Origin of the sequence: Pseudomonas sp. NBRC 100443, assembly GCF_030268185.1 — a bacterium.
GTDB lineage: Bacteria > Pseudomonadota > Gammaproteobacteria > Pseudomonadales > Pseudomonadaceae > Pseudomonas > Pseudomonas citronellolis.
In genome coordinates, this window is the sequence record NZ_BSQE01000020.1 from 114,672 (window position 1) to 130,551 (window position 15,880).

10 protein-coding genes and 2 tRNA genes are annotated in these 15,880 nt (G+C 69.2%); 7 read left to right on the top strand and 5 right to left on the bottom strand.

Going from position 1 to position 15,880, the window contains the following annotated elements; translation table 11 throughout:
• Positions 1–36 precede the first annotated feature (36 nt).
• The 4 genes from QSJ95_RS24025 to QSJ95_RS24040 all read left to right on the top strand — a co-directional run bounded on the left by QSJ95_RS24025 (position 37) and on the right by QSJ95_RS24040 (position 4,727).
• Positions 37–2,811 (top strand): response regulator, encoded by a 2,775-nt coding sequence (locus QSJ95_RS24025; RefSeq protein WP_285645742.1) that lies wholly within the window; start codon positions 37–39, stop codon positions 2,809–2,811.
• A gap of 8 nt (positions 2,812–2,819) precedes the next feature.
• Positions 2,820–3,809, top strand: a complete 990-nt coding sequence (locus QSJ95_RS24030; RefSeq protein WP_285645743.1) for a 2-hydroxyacid dehydrogenase — start codon at positions 2,820–2,822, stop codon at positions 3,807–3,809.
• 79 nt (positions 3,810–3,888) lie between these two features.
• The gene (locus QSJ95_RS24035; RefSeq protein WP_074981426.1) at positions 3,889–4,329 is read left to right on the top strand and encodes a hypothetical protein; all 441 of its coding nucleotides are present in this window, start codon (positions 3,889–3,891) and stop codon (positions 4,327–4,329) included.
• Entirely contained in the window at positions 4,326–4,727 is a 402-nt protein-coding gene (locus QSJ95_RS24040; protein ID WP_009616877.1) for an META domain-containing protein, read from the top strand. Before QSJ95_RS24035 ends, QSJ95_RS24040 begins: the two co-directional genes overlap by 4 nt.
• A gap of 357 nt (positions 4,728–5,084) precedes the next feature.
• Here the strand turns inward: QSJ95_RS24040 and gcvT are convergent, their stop codons facing one another.
• The 5 genes from gcvT to dinB form a co-directional block, all read right to left on the bottom strand.
• Positions 5,085–6,197, bottom strand: coding sequence for a glycine cleavage system aminomethyltransferase GcvT (gene gcvT / locus QSJ95_RS24045; protein ID WP_285645744.1), 1,113 nt, complete (start codon positions 6,195–6,197; stop codon positions 5,085–5,087).
• A 93-nt stretch (positions 6,198–6,290) separates the two neighbouring features.
• The gene (gcvP, locus tag QSJ95_RS24050) at positions 6,291–9,152 is read right to left on the bottom strand and encodes an aminomethyl-transferring glycine dehydrogenase (RefSeq protein WP_285645746.1); all 2,862 of its coding nucleotides are present in this window, start codon (positions 9,150–9,152) and stop codon (positions 6,291–6,293) included.
• 14 nt (positions 9,153–9,166) lie between these two features.
• The gene (gcvH, locus tag QSJ95_RS24055; protein WP_009616869.1) at positions 9,167–9,544 is read right to left on the bottom strand and encodes a glycine cleavage system protein GcvH; all 378 of its coding nucleotides are present in this window, start codon (positions 9,542–9,544) and stop codon (positions 9,167–9,169) included.
• Positions 9,545–9,809: 265 nt separating this feature from the next.
• Positions 9,810–11,336, bottom strand: a complete 1,527-nt coding sequence (gene gcsR / locus QSJ95_RS24060; protein WP_285645747.1) for a transcriptional regulator GcsR — start codon at positions 11,334–11,336, stop codon at positions 9,810–9,812.
• Positions 11,337–11,537: 201 nt separating this feature from the next.
• Positions 11,538–12,665, bottom strand: coding sequence for a DNA polymerase IV (gene dinB, locus QSJ95_RS24065; protein ID WP_225617181.1), 1,128 nt, complete (start codon positions 12,663–12,665; stop codon positions 11,538–11,540).
• 147 nt (positions 12,666–12,812) lie between these two features.
• Here dinB and QSJ95_RS24070 point away from each other — a divergent pair.
• The 3 genes from QSJ95_RS24070 to mprF all read left to right on the top strand — a co-directional run bounded on the left by QSJ95_RS24070 (position 12,813) and on the right by mprF (position 15,880).
• Positions 12,813–12,889: transfer RNA gene (locus tag QSJ95_RS24070), tRNA-Met, on the top strand.
• Positions 12,890–13,005: 116 nt separating this feature from the next.
• Positions 13,006–13,082, top strand: a tRNA-Met gene (locus tag QSJ95_RS24075).
• 164 nt (positions 13,083–13,246) lie between these two features.
• A complete protein-coding gene (mprF, locus tag QSJ95_RS24080; RefSeq protein ID WP_285645749.1) occupies positions 13,247–15,880 on the top strand; it encodes a bifunctional lysylphosphatidylglycerol flippase/synthetase MprF in 2,634 nt (877 codons plus the stop codon).

Sequence of the window (15,880 nt, forward strand, 5' to 3'; positions counted from 1 at the left end):
CGCTAAACTGCCCCGAAACCGTTTGGGAGGACGCGCGTGTTCAAGGATCTCGGCATCAAGGGGCGGGTGCTGCTGCTCACCCTGCTGCCCACCAGCCTGCTGACGCTGGTGCTGGGCGGCTACTTCACCTGGGTGCAGCTGTCGGACATGCGCGTGCAACTGATCGAGCGCGGCCAACTGATCGCCGAGCAGCTCGCCCCGCTGTCGGCCTCCGCCCTGGACCACGGCGACCTGCCGCTGCTGGAGCGGATCGCCAACGAGGCCCTGGACCAGCCCGACGTGCGCGCGGTGACCTTCCTCAACCCCGAGCGCGTGCGCCTGGTGCATGCCGGGCCGAGCATCCTCACCCCCATGCCCAGCGGCGACGGCAGCCACCTGAGCCTGGTCAGCAGCCTGGACACCACGCACTTCCTGCTGCCGGTGCTGGGCCGCCACCGCAGCCTGTCCAGCACCCCGGAAGAAGACGCCAACCGCCTGCTCGGCTGGGTCGAGCTGGAACTCTCGCACCACGGCACCCTGCTGCGCGGCTACCGCAGCCTGTTCACCAGCCTGCTGCTGATCGTCACCGGGCTGGTGGTCACCGCCCTGCTCTCCCTGCGCATGAGCCGCGCCATCAGCGCGCCCCTGGGGCAGATCGCCCAGGGCGTCGCGCAGCTCAAGGAAGGCCGCCTGGAAACCCGCCTGCCGGCCCTGGGCAGCCACGAGCTGGACGAGCTGGCCGCGGGCATCAACCGCATGGCCGAGGCGCTGCAGAGCGCCCAGGAAGAGATGCAGCACAACATCGACCAGGCCACCGAGGACGTGCGGCAGAACCTGGAGACCATCGAGATCCAGAACATCGAACTGGACCTGGCGCGCAAGGAGGCCCTGGAGGCCAGCCGCATCAAGTCCGAGTTCCTGGCCAACATGAGCCACGAGATCCGCACCCCGCTCAACGGCATCATCGGCTTCACCAACCTGCTGCAGAAAAGCGACCTCACCGTGCGCCAGCAGGACTACCTGGGCACCATCCAGAAGTCCGCCGAGAGCCTGCTGGGGATCATCAGCGAGATCCTCGACTTCTCCAAGATCGAGGCCGGCAAGCTGATCCTCGAGAACATCCCGTTCAACCTCCGCGAGCTGGTCCAGGACACCCTCACCATCCTCGCCCCGGCCGCCCACGAGAAGCGCCTGGAGCTGGTCAGCCTGATCTACCGCGACACCCCGCTGAACCTGGTGGGCGACCCGCTGCGCCTGAAGCAGGTGCTGACCAACCTGGTGAGCAACGCCATCAAGTTCACCCACGAAGGCACCATCGCCGTGCGCGCCATGCTCGAGGACGAGAACGACGAGCGCGCGCAGCTGCGCATCAGCGTGCGCGACACCGGCATCGGCCTGACCAACGCCGACCTGCGCGCGCTGTTCCAGGCCTTCAGCCAGGCCGACAACTCGCTGTCGCGGCAGGCCGGCGGCACCGGCCTGGGGCTGGTGATCTCCAAGCGCCTGATCGAGCAGATGGGCGGCGAGATAGGCGTGGACAGCAGCTCCGGCGAGGGCTCGGAATTCTGGATCAGCCTGAGCCTGCCCAAGGCCCGCGAGGACAGCGACGACAACCTGCCGGCGCCGCCCAGCGGCCACCACGTGGCGCTCTGCGAACCCCATGAGCTGACCCGCGCCGCGCTGCACCACCAGTTGGAGGACTGCGGCCTGGAAGTGCACGAGTTCGAGGACCTCGACGCCCTGCGCGCGGCCCTGGACAAGCCCGCCGACGCCGGCAGCGCGCCGATCGGGCTGGCGGTGCTCGGCGTCAACCTCGCCGACAGCCAGCCGGACGTGCTGCGCCAGACCATCCGCGACTTCGAGTTCAAGGGCTGCAAGACCCTGGTGCTCTGCCCCACCGTCGACCAGTCGCAGTACAACGCCGTGCTGCCCGAAGGCCAGGTGCAGAGCAAGCCGGCCTGCACGCGCAAGCTGCAGCACGCCCTCGACCAGCTCCTGCACCTGCGCCCGGCGCGCCAGGACAAGCCCTCGCCGCGGGCCGAGCGCCAGGTGCCGCACCTGCTGTGCGTCGACGATAACCCGGCCAACCTGCTGCTGGTGCAGACGCTGCTCAGCGACCTGGGCGCGGAAGTCACCGCGGTGGACAACGGCCTGGCCGCGGTGGAAGCGGTGCAGCGCGAGCGCTTCGACCTGGTCTTCATGGACGTGCAGATGCCCGGCATGGACGGCCGCCAGGCCACCGAGGCGATCCGCCACTGGGAAGCCCAGCGCGAGGTCAGCCCGGTGCCCATCGTCGCCCTCACCGCCCACGCCCTGGCCAACGAGAAGCGCGCCCTGCTGCAGGGCGGCATGGACGACTACCTGACCAAGCCCATCGACGAGCGCCAACTGGCCCAGGTGGTGCTCAAGTGGACCGGCCTGGCCCTGGCCGGCCGCGGCGTGGCGGCCCAGGGCGCGCGCTTCGCCGCCGACGGCCTGGCCGTGCTCGACCCCGAGGAAGGCCTGCGCCTGGCCGCCGGCAAGGCCGACCTGGCCGCCGACATGCTGGCCATGCTGCTCGCCTCCCTGGCCGCCGATCGCCAGGCCATCCGCCTGGCCCGCGAGCGCAACGACCGCGCCACCCTGATCGAGCGCGTGCACCGCCTGCACGGCGCCACCCGCTACTGCGGCGTGCCGCAACTGCGCGGCGCCTGCCAGCGCGCGGAAACCCTGCTCAAGCAGAACGACCCGCAGGCCGGCGCCGCGCTGGAGGACCTGGACCACGCCATCGGCGAACTGACCCGCGCCACCGAAAGCCATACCGGGCAGCGCACGCCCCACGACACCCATTGAGGCCGGCCATGCGCATCATCCTGTTCAGCAGCCAGAACTACGACCGCGAGAGCTTCCTCGCCGCCAACCCCGGGCACGGCTTCGAACTGCACTTCCAGCAGAGCCCGTTGCGCCCGGACACCGCCGCCCTGGCCATGGGCTTCGAGGTGGTCTGCCCGTTCGTCAACGACGACCTCTCGCGGCCGGTGCTGGAGCAACTGGCGGCCGGCGGCACGCGGCTGATCGCCCTGCGCTCGGCCGGCTACAACCACGTCGACCTGACCGCCGCCCACGCCCTGGGCCTGACCGTGGCGCGGGTGCCGGCCTACTCGCCGCACGCGGTGGCCGAGCACGCCGTGGGGCTGGTCCTGGCCCTGTGCCGGCACCTGCACCGCGCCTACAACCGCACCCGCGAAGGCGACTTCTCGCTGCACGGCCTGACTGGCTTCGACCTGCACGGCAAGACCGTCGGCGTGGTCGGCAGCGGCCAGATCGGCCAGGTGTTCGCGCAGATCATGCGCGGCTTCGGCTGCCAGGTGCTGGCCTACGATCCCTACCCCAACCCGGCCATCGAGGCCCTCGGCGGGCGTTTCGTCGGCCTCGACCAGTTGCTGGCCGAGTCCGACATCATCAGCCTGCACTGCCCGCTCAACGACGCCACCCGCCACCTGGTCAACGCCGACAGCCTGCAGCGCATGAAGCGCGGCGCCATGCTGATCAACACCGGCCGCGGAGCCCTGGTGGACACCCCGGCGCTGATCGAGGCGCTCAAGAGCGGCCAGCTCGGCTACCTGGGGCTGGACGTCTACGAGGAGGAAGCGGAAATCTTCTTCGCCGACCGTTCCGACCTGCCGCTGCAGGACGACGTGCTGGCGCGCCTGCTGACCTTCCCCAACGTGATCATCACCGCGCACCAGGCCTTCCTCACCCGCGAGGCGCTGGCGGCCATCGCCGGGACCACGCTGGACAACATCGGCGCCTGGCGCCAAGGTGCCCCTGTCAACCTCGTCGAACCCTGAGCCCCGGGGCCGTGGCCACGCCGCCACGGTCGCGAGTCCGGGCCACTTCCCCTACTATGGGCGGACTTTCGGAGGACCCATGGCTCAACACGATTTCCGCTACAACCTGCTCAATCCGCAACACACGCTGAACGAATGCCGCGCGCTCGGTCCGGGCCTCTACCAGGTCACCGGCAACGGTGGCTCGATCCAGAACGGCGACACCCTGCTGGTCAGCCTCAAGGGCAGCCGCGACCTGAGCATGACGCTGACGGTGGACAAGGTGCGCCACCTGATCAACCCGCCGGGGCAATGGACCGCGGTGGCCAAGGGCCCGGTGTTCAAGGAATTGTCGATCCTCAACTGGCAGGTCAAGTGCGACGGCTGCGGGACCATGCTGGACTTCGAGTTCGCCGTCGACGCCAGCCTCGGCAAGCCCGCCCACGCCCCCGCCGCCACCGCGCGCATCACCGAACTGGGCTGGACGGTGGACGGCGACCGCCACCTCTGCCCCGCCTGCCAGGCCCGGGGGAACCCATGAACAAGACACTGACGACCCTGCTCGGCGCCCTGCTGCTGGCCGGCTGCGCCCAGCACCCGACGGAACCGGAAAGCGACCAGGCCTACCGCGTGGAATGGATCGGCAAGCGCCCGCTGGTGGGCCGCAGCCACGTCAGCCTGACCTTCGACGGCCAGGGCCGCGCCTTCGGCAACGCCGGCTGCAACCACTGGTTCGCCAGCTACCAGCTGGACGGCGAAACGCTGAGCTTCGGCCAGCCCGGCAGCACCCGGCGGATGTGCGCGCCGGCGCTGATGGAGCAGGAGCAGCGGTTCTTCCAGGCCCTGGGCGAAGTGCAGCGCTGGGAAATAACAGACAAGGGCGAACTGCGCCTGCTCTCGGCCGACAGCCGCGTGCTGCGGATGTGGCCGGAGGATTGAGGTGCCCAGCGGCTCTTCGTAGGAGCGAGGGGGACGCCTAGTTCTTGCTCGCGAACGAGGCTCATTCTTGGCTTTGATGCTTTGGATTGACTCCGCGCCCTCTCCCCAGCCCTCTCCCTGAAGGGAGAGGGGGCTTGTCCGTGCCGAGAGAGGGTATGGCTCCAGTCGGAAACCAACGGTGCTGCCGGCTGACTCCAAACTGCCCGAACACACCGAACGGTCCCCTCTCCCTTCAGGGAGAGGGTTAGGGAGAGGGTGCTCTCAGGCCTGGCGCCGAAGTCCCCGGAAGCCTCGTTCGCGAGCAAGCTCGCTCCTACGAAAACCACCAGCAGCGTAGGACTCCGTCCGCAATGCTCCTCAACCGCGGTAATACCGCTGCGGCACGAACGGCGTGCGCGCCACCTTCATCGGTACGCGCTTGCCGCGCACCAGGGCGAAGACTTCGCTGTCCAGCGCGGCATGGGCGCTGGCCACGTAGCCCATGGCCACCGGCGCGCCCAGGCTCGGGCCGAAGCCGCCGCTGCTGACCTTGCCGATCACCGCGCCATCCGCGTCGACGATCTCCGCACCCTCGCGCACCGGCACCCGCTCCTGCGGCAGCAGGCCGACGCGCTTGCTGGCCACGCCTTCGCGCTGCTGGGCGAAGATGCGCTCGGCGCCGGGGAAGCCACCGGCACGTTCGCCATCGGTACGGCGCACCTTGGAGATGGCCCAGCCCAGGCTCGCTTCCACCGGGGTGGTGGCGCTGTCCATGTCATGGCCGTACAGACACAGGCCGGCTTCCAGGCGCAACGAGTCGCGCGCGCCAAGGCCGATCGGTTGCACTTCTTCCTCGGCCAGCAGCGCGCGGGCCAGGGCTTCGGCCTGGGCCACGGGCACGGAAATCTCGTAACCGTCCTCGCCGGTGTAGCCGGAGCGGCTGACGTTGCATTGCACGCCCAGCAGCTCGACGCTCGCCACCTGCATGAAGGTCAGGTCCTTCACCGCCGGGGCGAAGCGCGCCAGCACCTCGGCCGCGGCCGGGCCTTGCAGGGCCAGCAGGGCGTGGCTGTCGAACAGCGACTCGATCTCGCAGCGCGCGCCGATGTGCTGGCGCAGGTGCGCCAGGTCCTGCTCCTTGCAGGCGGCGTTGACCACCAGGAACAGGTGGTCGCCGGCGTTGGCCACCATCAGGTCGTCGAGGATGCCGCCCTCGGCGTTGGTGAACAGCGCGTAGCGCTGCTGGCCGACCGGCAGGTCGAGGATGTCCACCGGCACCAGGCTTTCCAGCGCAGCCGCGGCGTCGGCGCCGCGCAGGCGCAGCTGGCCCATGTGCGACACGTCGAACAGGCCGGCCCGGGCGCGGGTGTGCAGGTGCTCCTTGAGCACGCCCAGCGGGTATTGCACCGGCATCTCGTAGCCGGCGAAGGGAACCATCTTCGCACCCAGTTCCAGGTGCAGGTCGTACAGCGGCGTCTTGGCGAGGCTCATGGCGTCTCCTTGGCGAAAAAAAGGCCGCGCCGGCGCATCCGGCGCCCACCGCGGCCACGGCGCCCGCAGGAGCGGGCGCGGGGACTTAAGGGTTCACGCGTCCTGGTAGTCGGCGATCGACGGGCAGGAGCAGGCCAGGTTACGGTCGCCGTAGACGTTGTCCACACGGCCCACCGGCGGCCAGTATTTGCCGTCCACCAGGCTCGCCAGCGGGTACACCGCCTGCTCGCGGCTGTAGGGGTGCGACCACTCGCCGACCAGCTCCGCCGCGGTGTGCGGGGCGTTCTTCAGCGGGTTGTCGTCCTTGTCCAGCTCGCCGCGTTCCACCGCGCGGATTTCCTCGCGGATGCGGATCATGGCGTCGCAGAAGCGGTCCAGCTCCTGCTTCGACTCGCTCTCGGTGGGCTCCACCATCAGCGTGCCGGCCACCGGGAAGGACATGGTCGGGGCGTGGAAGCCGAAGTCGATCAGGCGCTTGGCCACGTCGTCGACGTTGATCCCGCTGGTTTCCTTGAGCGGGCGCAGGTCGAGGATGCACTCGTGGGCCACCAGGCCGTTCTCACCGGTATAGAGCACCGGGTAGTGCTCTTCCAGGCGGCGGGCGATGTAGTTGGCGCCGAGGATGGCCGCCTGGGACGCGCGCTTGAGGCCCTGCCCACCCATCATGCGGATGTACATCCAGGTGATCGGCAGGATGCTGGCGCTGCCGAAGGGCGCCGCGCTCACCGCGCCCTGCTTGCGCTCCAGCTGCTCGCCGTGGCCGGGCAGGAAGGGCGCCAGGTGCGCCTTCACGCCGATCGGGCCGACGCCCGGGCCGCCGCCGCCGTGGGGGATGCAGAAGGTCTTGTGCAGGTTCAGGTGCGAGACGTCGCCGCCGAACCTGCCCGGCGCGCACAGGCCGACCATGGCGTTCATGTTGGCGCCGTCGATGTACACCTGGCCGCCGTTGTCGTGGACGATGGCGCAGATGTCGCGCACCGCTTCCTCGAACACACCGTGGGTCGACGGGTAGGTGATCATGATCGCCGCCAGGCGCTCGCGGTGTTCCTCGGCCTTGGCCTTGAGGTCGGCCAGGTCGACGTTGCCGCGCGCGTCGCAGGCGGTGACCACCACGCGCAGGCCGGCCATCTGGGCGGTGGCCGGGTTGGTGCCGTGGGCCGAGGACGGGATCAGGCAGATGTCGCGGTGCCCTTCGCCACGGCTGGCGTGGTAGGCGCGGATGGCCAGCAGGCCGGCGTACTCGCCCTGGGAACCGGCGTTGGGCTGCAGCGACACGGCGTCGTAGCCGGTGGCGGCGCAGAGCATGGCCTCCAGTTCCTCGGTCATGGCCCGGTAGCCGGCGGCCTGCTCGGCCGGGGCGAAGGGGTGCAGGTTGCCGAACTCGGCCCAGGTGATCGGGATCATCTCGCTGGCGGCGTTCAGCTTCATGGTGCAGGAGCCCAGCGGGATCATGCTGCGGTCCAGGGCCAGGTCCTTGTCGGCCAGCTTGCGCAGGTAGCGCATCAGCTCGGTTTCCGAGTGGTAGCGGTTGAACACTTCGTGGCGCAGGAAGGCCGAGGTGCGCAGCAGCGCTTGCGGCAGCTGGTCGCCGACACTGGCGGCCAGGGCGGCGAAGTCCGGCAGCGCCTGGCCGGCGGCGAACACCGCCCACAGGGCTTCGACGGCGGCCTGCTCGCAGGTCTCGTCGAGGGAGACGCCGACGCGGCCGTCGTCGATCACCCGCAGGTTGAGGCCGGCGGCCTGGGCGGCGGCATGGACTTCGGCGGCCGGGCGCGCGGTGGCGACGCTCAGGGTGTCGAAGAAGTATTCCTGCTCGACCTTGTGGCCCAGCTGCGCCAGGCCGGCGGCGAGGATGGCGGTCAGCCGGTGCACGCGCCGGGCGATGTCGCTCAGGCCCTGCGGGCCGTGGTAGACGGCGTACATGCTGGCGATGTTGGCCAGTAGCACCTGGGCGGTGCAGATGTTGCTGGTGGCCTTCTCGCGGCGGATGTGCTGCTCGCGGGTCTGCATGGCCAGGCGCAGCGCCGGGTTGCCGAAGCGGTCGATGGAGATGCCGACCAGGCGGCCGGGCATGTCGCGCTTGAAGGCGTCGCGGGTGGCGAAGTAGGCCGCGTGCGGGCCGCCGAAGCCCAGCGGCACGCCGAAGCGCTGGGCGCTGCCGAGGACCACGTCGGCGCCGAATTCGCCCGGCGGGGTGAGCAGTGTCAGCGCCAGCAGGTCGGCGGCCACGGCTACCAGGGTGCCGGCGGCGTGGGCGCGCTCGATCAGCTCGCGGTAGTCGATGACCGCGCCGGTGCTGGCCGGGTATTGCAGCAGCACGCCGAAGTAGGCGGAAAAGTCCTGCAGCGCGGCTTCGTCGCCGACCACCACTTCGATGCCCAGCGGCTCGGCGCGGGTGCGCAGCACGTCGAGGGTCTGCGGGTGGCAGTGCGCGGAGGCGAAGAAGGCCTGGGCGGCCTTGTTCTTCGACAGGCGCTTGCAGAAGGTCATGGCCTCGGCGGCGGCGGTGGCTTCGTCCAGCAGCGAGGCGTTGGCGATCTGCATGCCGGTGAGGTCGCCGATCAGCGTCTGGAAGTTCAGCAGCGCTTCCAGGCGGCCCTGGGAGATTTCCGGCTGGTAGGGCGTGTAGGCGGTGTACCAGGCCGGGTTTTCCAGGAGGTTGCGCAGGATCGGCGCCGGCGTGTGGCAGGGGTAGTAGCCTTGGCCGATGTGGTTGCGCAGCAACTGGTTCTGCGCGGCGATGGCGCGCAGGTCGGCCAGGGCCTGGGCCTCGCCCTGCCCCGCGCTGCCGTCGAGCACGCTGGTGCCCTTGATGCTGTTGGGGATGACGCTGTCGGTCAGGGCGTCGAGGCTGGCGTAGCCGACCAGCTCGAGCATGGCCTGGGTGTCGGCCTCGCGCGGGCCGATGTGGCGGGCGATGAATTCGTTGCGGGTGCTCAGTTGGACCTTGCTCATGCGGGCTCCCCGGTTCAGGCGCGGGCGGACAGGTAGGCTTCGTAGCCGGCCTGGTCCATCAGGGTGTCGAGGGCGGCGGCGTCATCCAGGCGGATGCGGAAGAACCAGCCGTCGGCCAGCGGCGCCTGGTTGACCAGCTCCGGGCCGTCGACCAGCGCGGGGTTGACCTCGGTGACCTCGCCGGCCAGCGGCATGACGATGTTGCTGGCGGCCTTCACCGACTCCAGCACCGCCACTTCGGCGCCCTGCTCATGGCGGCCGAGCTCCGGCAGCTGGACGTAGACCACGTCGCCCAGCGCCTCCTGGGCATAGTCGGTGACGCCAACGGTCACTTCGCCGGAAGCTTCGAGGCGCAGCCATTCATGGTCGGGTGTGAAGCGCAGGGTGGTCATGGGTCGTCCTCTTGGTCTCGAATCGAGCCGTCGGGTGGCTCGCGATTTTTCCCGGCACGAGAGCAAGGGTGATGCCAAAACCAACAAAACACTTATAAATCAATTAGTTGATTAATATAACCGCCAAGTGCGATCCAGCCTTTGGAACGAAATCATTCCACAAAAACCAACCAGTCTCCTGGCCTTTAGCGCATCAGGGCCCCGGCTGGCGCGGCCGCCGCCAAATGGAACGAAAACGCTCCACCGGAGCGAAATCGTTCCACTCTCAGCGCTCGCCTATCCCGTACTTGCGCAGGCGCTGGCCGATGGCGGTGTGCGAGGTGCGCAGCCGCGCGGCCAGCTGGCGCGTCGAGGGGTAGGCCGCGTAGAGCCGTTGCAGCAGCGACTTCTCGAACTGCTGCACGGCTTCCTCCAGGCTGGTGACCTCCTCGTCGGCGGCCTGGCGGGTGTCCAGCTCGGTGCCGGCCACTTCCAGGTCCTCGACGCCGATCACCTCGCCCTCGCCGATGGCCGCGGCGCGGAAGATCTTGTTCTGCAACTGGCGCACGTTGCCGGCCCAGCGGTTGCCCAGCAGCAGCGGGTGGGTTTCCGGCGCCAGGCGGCAGGGCGGGCGCTGGATCTGCGTGCAGGCCAGGCGCAGGAAGTGCTCGGCCAGCAGCAGGATGTCCTGGCCGCGCTCGCGCAGCGGCGGCACCTGCAGGTTGAGCACGTTGAGGCGGTAGTAGAGGTCTTCGCGGAAGCTGCCTTCGCCGACCATCTTCGCCAGGTTGCGGTGGGTGGCGCAGAGCACCCGCACGTTCACCCGCACCTCGCGCTCGCCGCCGATGCGGCGGAAGCAGCCGTCGCTGAGGAAGCGCAGCAGCTTGGCTTGCAGGTAGGGCGACATCTCGCCCACTTCGTCGAGGAACACTGTGCCGCGGTCGGCCAGCTCCAGCAGGCCCGGCTTGCCGCCGCGCTGGGCGCCGGTGAAGGCGCCGGAGGCATAGCCGAACAGCTCGCTCTCGGCCAGGCTTTCCGGCAGCGCCGCGCAGTTCAGCGCCAGGAAGGGTTCCTCGCGGCGTGCGCTCAGGGCATGGCAGGCGCGCGCCACCAGTTCCTTGCCGGTGCCGGTTTCGCCCTGGATCAGCAGCGGCGCGTCCAGCCCGGCAACCTTGCGCACCCGCGCCTTGAGTTGCATCAGCGGCGCGGAACGACCGATCAGGCCCTGCAGGCCCTCGGCATGGTCGTGGTGCAGCAGCGACAGACGTTCGCCGATGCGGCTCGGCGGGTAGAGGGTGAGCAAGCCGCCGTCCAGCGCGTCACCGGTGCCGCGGATCGGCGTGGCGTCCAGCAGCAGCGGCTGGCCACCCAGGCTGACCTCGTGCATCGGCAGGCGGAAGCCCTTCTCCATCAGGCGCTCGGCCAGGCCCGGCTCGTCGAACAGGGTGGACAGCGACTCGCCGGCCGGCTGGCGGCCGCACAGGTCGATCAGCCGCGGATTGGCGAGGAGCACCCGGGCCTGGGCGTCCACCGCCAGCACCGGGTCGCCCATGGCCGCCAGCAGCGCATCCAGGTGCAGGCTGCGGCGCTGGCCGGGGAGCATGTCGACGATCTGCACCGAGAGCACGCCGCGCACCCGCAGCAACGCGCCGTGCAGTTCGTGGAGCACTTCCTGGCGCAGCTCGGGGGCATCTATATAGACGTTCGGCGGCACCATCTCCACCGCGTCCAGGTTCAGGTTGCGCGCGCCCAGCAGCGCCAGGACTTCCTGGGTGATGCCGACGCGGTCGGTGAAGGTGACGTGGATTCGCATGCTCGGGGCCCTGGCTACGCGCTGCGCATGATCGGACTTTTACCCAACGCCGGCAACGCTCAGAACCTGTCTACGAGCTCGCGAGCTAGAGCAGAACAAGGCAAAAACAGGGGAGGGAGCACAGTTTAGTCCACTAAATGAGCATCACTCGCCTGTTTTTAACGCAGTTATGCCGACGCGCAGCAGATCGTAGGCAGGTTCTCAGAACAGGCTGAGTTGTTCAGCGCGGCCACGCAGGTCGACCAGGCGCACGCCCACGCCGATCAGCCGCACCGGCCGCTCGCCGCGTTGGAAGGCCTGGGCCAGCAGCAGCCGGTAGCTGTCCAGGTCGCGGCTGGCGTTGGCCTGCTCCAGGGTGGTCTGGGTGAAGTCGTGGAACTTCAGCTTGACGAAGGGCTTGCCCGGCCGGTAGCTGGCGTCCAGGCGCTGCATCCGTCGTTGCAGTTCGTCGAGCAGGCCGGGCAGCTCGGCCAGGCAGGCGTCGACGTCGGGCAGGTCGCGGTCGAAGGTGTTCTCCACGCTGATCGACTGGCGCCGGCTATCCACCTGCACCGGGCGCTCGTCGATGCCGCGCGCGAGGTTCCACAGACGCTCGCCGAAGCCGCCGAACTCGCGCACCAGCGCCAGGCGCGACCAGTCGCGCAGTTGCCGGCAGTCTTGTACGCCCAGGCGCGCCAGCTTCTCGGCGGTGACCTTGCCCACACCGTGGAGCTTCTTCACCGGCAGCTCGGCGACGAAGTCCTCGACCTGCTCCGGGGTGACCACGAACAGGCCGTTGGGCTTGCGCCAGTCGCTGGCGATCTTGGCCAGGAACTTGTTCGGCGCCACCCCGGCGGACACCGTGATGCCCAGCGACGACCAGACGCGCCGACGGATGTCCTGGGCGATCAGCGTGGCGCTGCCGGAGAACTGCTGGCAGTCGCTGACGTCGAGGTAGGCCTCGTCCAGGGACAGCGGCTCTATGAGGTCGGTGTAGTCGCGGAAGATCCCGTGGATTTCCCGCGACACACCTTTATAGACGTCCATGCGCGGGCGCACGATGGTCAGGTCCGGGCACAGCTTGACCGCGGTGCGCATGGCCATGGCCGAGTGCAGGCCGTAGACGCGCGCCTCGTAGTTGCAGGTGGCGACCACCCCGCGCTTGTCCGGCGAGCCGCCCACGGCCAGCGGCTTGCCCGCAAGGCTCGGGTCGTCGCGCATCTCGATGGCGGCGTAGAAGCAATCGCAATCGATGTGGATGATCTTTCGCTGCCGGGAACTCAACGCGGAACCTGCTCGGAGGGGATAGCGCCGGAACTCGGAGGAGATGCCCCGTCCGTTCCTGCGCATTAGCTGAAGGCTTCCATGGTAATGCAAAACGGCGCGAACGCCTGCGCCGCCCGCCCGCTGCGGCCCCGCTTCGCTAAGCATCTGAAGAAAAACCAGTTTTTCTGAAAAAACGGTTGACAGGGTAGCCGTCCTGAGTAGAATGGCCGCCGCGGGATGGAGCAGTCTGGTAGCTCGTCGGGCTCATAACCCGAAGGTCGTTGGTTCAAATCCAGCTCCCGCAACCAGACACAAGGAAAAGGCCACTCTTCGGAGTGGCCTTTTTCGTTTGCGCTCAATTTAAATAATTGATCGGAAAGCAAAAATCGATTGACAGGGTGTTCATCCCGAGTAGAATGGCCGGCGCGGGATGGAGCAGTCTGGTAGCTCGTCGGGCTCATAACCCGAAGGTCGTTGGTTCAAATCCAGCTCCCGCAACCAACATAGAAAAAAGCCACTCTGCGGAGTGGCTTTTTTCGTTACAGCGGAAAAAGACCGAGCCTGATCCAGGCCGCGGCCCCCATAATTGCAGTCATTTGTTCCCATGGACTTGGGAATTCGCGCGGGTGCCCCCACCTGTCGCGCAACAGCCATTGAGGTGCCCGATGCGCGTCGACTCCACCGCGCCTGAGACTCCGGAAACTGCCAGCGCTCCTTCCCGCTCCCGCCTGTTCGAGCGGCTCGGCGCCCATCGCCAGGCCATCGGCGTCGGCGTCACCCTGTTGCTGTTCGCCCTGGCGCTGGTGGCCTGCTACCACCTGCTGCGCGACATCGACCCCTATTCCCTGCACGACGCCCTGCTGGACATCCCCGGCAACGCCCTGCTCGGCGCCCTGGCCGCCACCGTGGCCGGCTTCGTCTGCCTGCTCGGCTACGAATGGTCGGCCACCCGCTTCGCCGGGGTGAAGCTGCCGCTGCCGACGCTGCTCACCGGCGGCTTCAGCGCCTTCGCCATCGGCAACGCGGTGGGCCTGTCGATGCTCTCCGGCGGCTCGGTGCGCTACCGCCTGTACGCCCGCGCCGGGCTGAACGCCATGGAAGTGGCGCGCATGACGCTGTTCGCCAGCCTGTCCCTGGGTTGCGCGCTGCCGGTGCTGGCGGCCATGGCGGCACTCAGCGACCTGCCCGACGCGGCCCTGGCGCTACGCCTGCCGCAGTGGCTGGTAGCGGTCCTGGCAGTGGCGATCCTGGCCTTCTGCGTGCTGCTGGTGATCGGCATGGAGCGGCGCCGCGAGCCGGAACAGCCCTCGCCGGACAGCCAGCTGATCCGCATCGGCCGCCGCTCGGTGCGCCTGCCGGGCCTGCGCCTGTCGCTGCTGCAACTGCTGATCACCGCGCTGGACGTGGCCGCCGCCGCCACCGTGCTCTACCTGCTGCTGCCCGAGGCGCCGCCGTTCGGCGCCTTCCTGCTGGTCTACATGATCGCCCTGGCCGCCGGCGTGCTCAGCCACGTGCCCGGCGGCGTCGGGGTGTTCGAGGCGATCCTGCTGGCGGCCTTCTCCGGGCAGATCGGCGCCGCGCCGCTGGCCGCTGCGCTGCTGATGTACCGCCTCATCTATGTGGTGCTGCCGCTGCTGCTGGCCTGCCTGCTGCTGCTGGTGGTCGAGGCGCGGCGCATGCTCCTGGCGCGCCAGGCGATGCGCGTGGCCTCCGGCCTGGCCGCGCCGGTGCTGGCGGTGCTGGTGTTCATTTCCGGCATCGTCCTGCTGTTCTCCGGCGCCACCCCGTCCATCGACACCCGCCTGGAGGAGCTGGACTTCCTGGTCCCGCACCGCCTGGTGGACGCCTCGCACTTCGCCGCCAGCCTGATCGGCGTGCTCTGCCTGCTGCTGGCCCAGGGCCTGCGCCGGCGCCTGTCGGCGGCCTGGGCGATCACCCTGGTGCTGCTGCTCAGCGGCGCGGTGCTGTCGCTGCTCAAGGGCGTGGACTGGGAGGAAGCGTCGATCCTCGGCGTCACCGCCCTGCTCCTGGCGATCTTCCGCCGCTCCTTCTACCGCCGCAGCCGGCTGATGGAAGTGCCCTTCTCGCCGCTGTACCTGGCCGCCGCCGGCTGCGTGCTGGCCAGCTCCATCTGGCTGTTCCTGTTCGCCTACCAGGACGTGCCCTACAGCCACGAGCTGTGGTGGCAGTTCGCCCTCGACGCCGACGCCCCGCGCGGCCTGCGCGCCCTGCTGGGCAGTTGCCTGCTGCTGGCCGCGGTGGGCCTGACCTGGCTGCTGCGCACCTCGCCGCCAGCGATCCACGAGCCGAGCGCCGAGGAACTGGACCGCGCCGCCGCCATCCTCGCCCGCTCCGAGCAGCCCGACGGCGGCCTGGCGCTGTCCGGCGACAAGGCCCTGCTGTTCCACCCGAGCCAGGACGCCTTCCTCATGTACGCCCGCCGCGGCCGCAGCCTGGTGGCGCTGTACGACCCGATCGGCCCGACCCAGGCCCGCGCCGAGCTGATCTGGCAGTTCCGCGACCTCTGCGACCTGCACCACGCGCGCCCGGTGTTCTACCAGGTGCGCGCGGAGAACCTGCCGTTCTACATGGACATCGGCCTGACCGCCCTCAAGCTCGGCGAGGAAGCGCGCGTGGACCTGCAGCGCTTCGACCTGGAAGCCAAGGGCAAGGACATGAAGGACCTGCGCTACACCTGGAACCGCGGCCAGCGCGACGGCCTGGCCATCGAGTTCCACGAAGCCGGGCAGGCGCCGCTGGACGAGCTGCGGGCGATTTCCGACGCCTGGCTGGGCGGCAAGGCCACCCGCGAGAAGGGCTTCTCCCTGGGCCGTTTCACTCCCGAATACCTGCGCTACTTCCGCGTCGCCGTGGTGCGCCACCAGGGCCGCGCGGTGGCCTTCGTCAACCTGCTGGAAACCGCCAGCCACGGGCTGGCCAGCCTGGACCTGATGCGCGTGGTGCCGGACGCGCCGAAGATGACCATGGAATTCCTCATGCTCGGCCTGATCCTGCACTACAAGGAGCACGGCTACGCCCGCTTCAGCCTCGGCATGGTGCCGCTCTCGGGCCTGCAGCCGCGCCGCGGCGCGCCGCTGACGCAGCGCCTGGGCGCGCTGGTGTTCCACCGCGGCGAACAGTTCTACAACTTCCAGGGGCTGCGTCGCTTCAAGGACAAGTTCCAGCCCGACTGGGAACCCCGCTACCTGGCCGTGCCCGCCGGACTGGATCCGCTGGTGGCGCTGGCCGATACCGCCGCCCTGATCGCGGGCGGCCTGTCCGGACTGGTGAAACGCTGA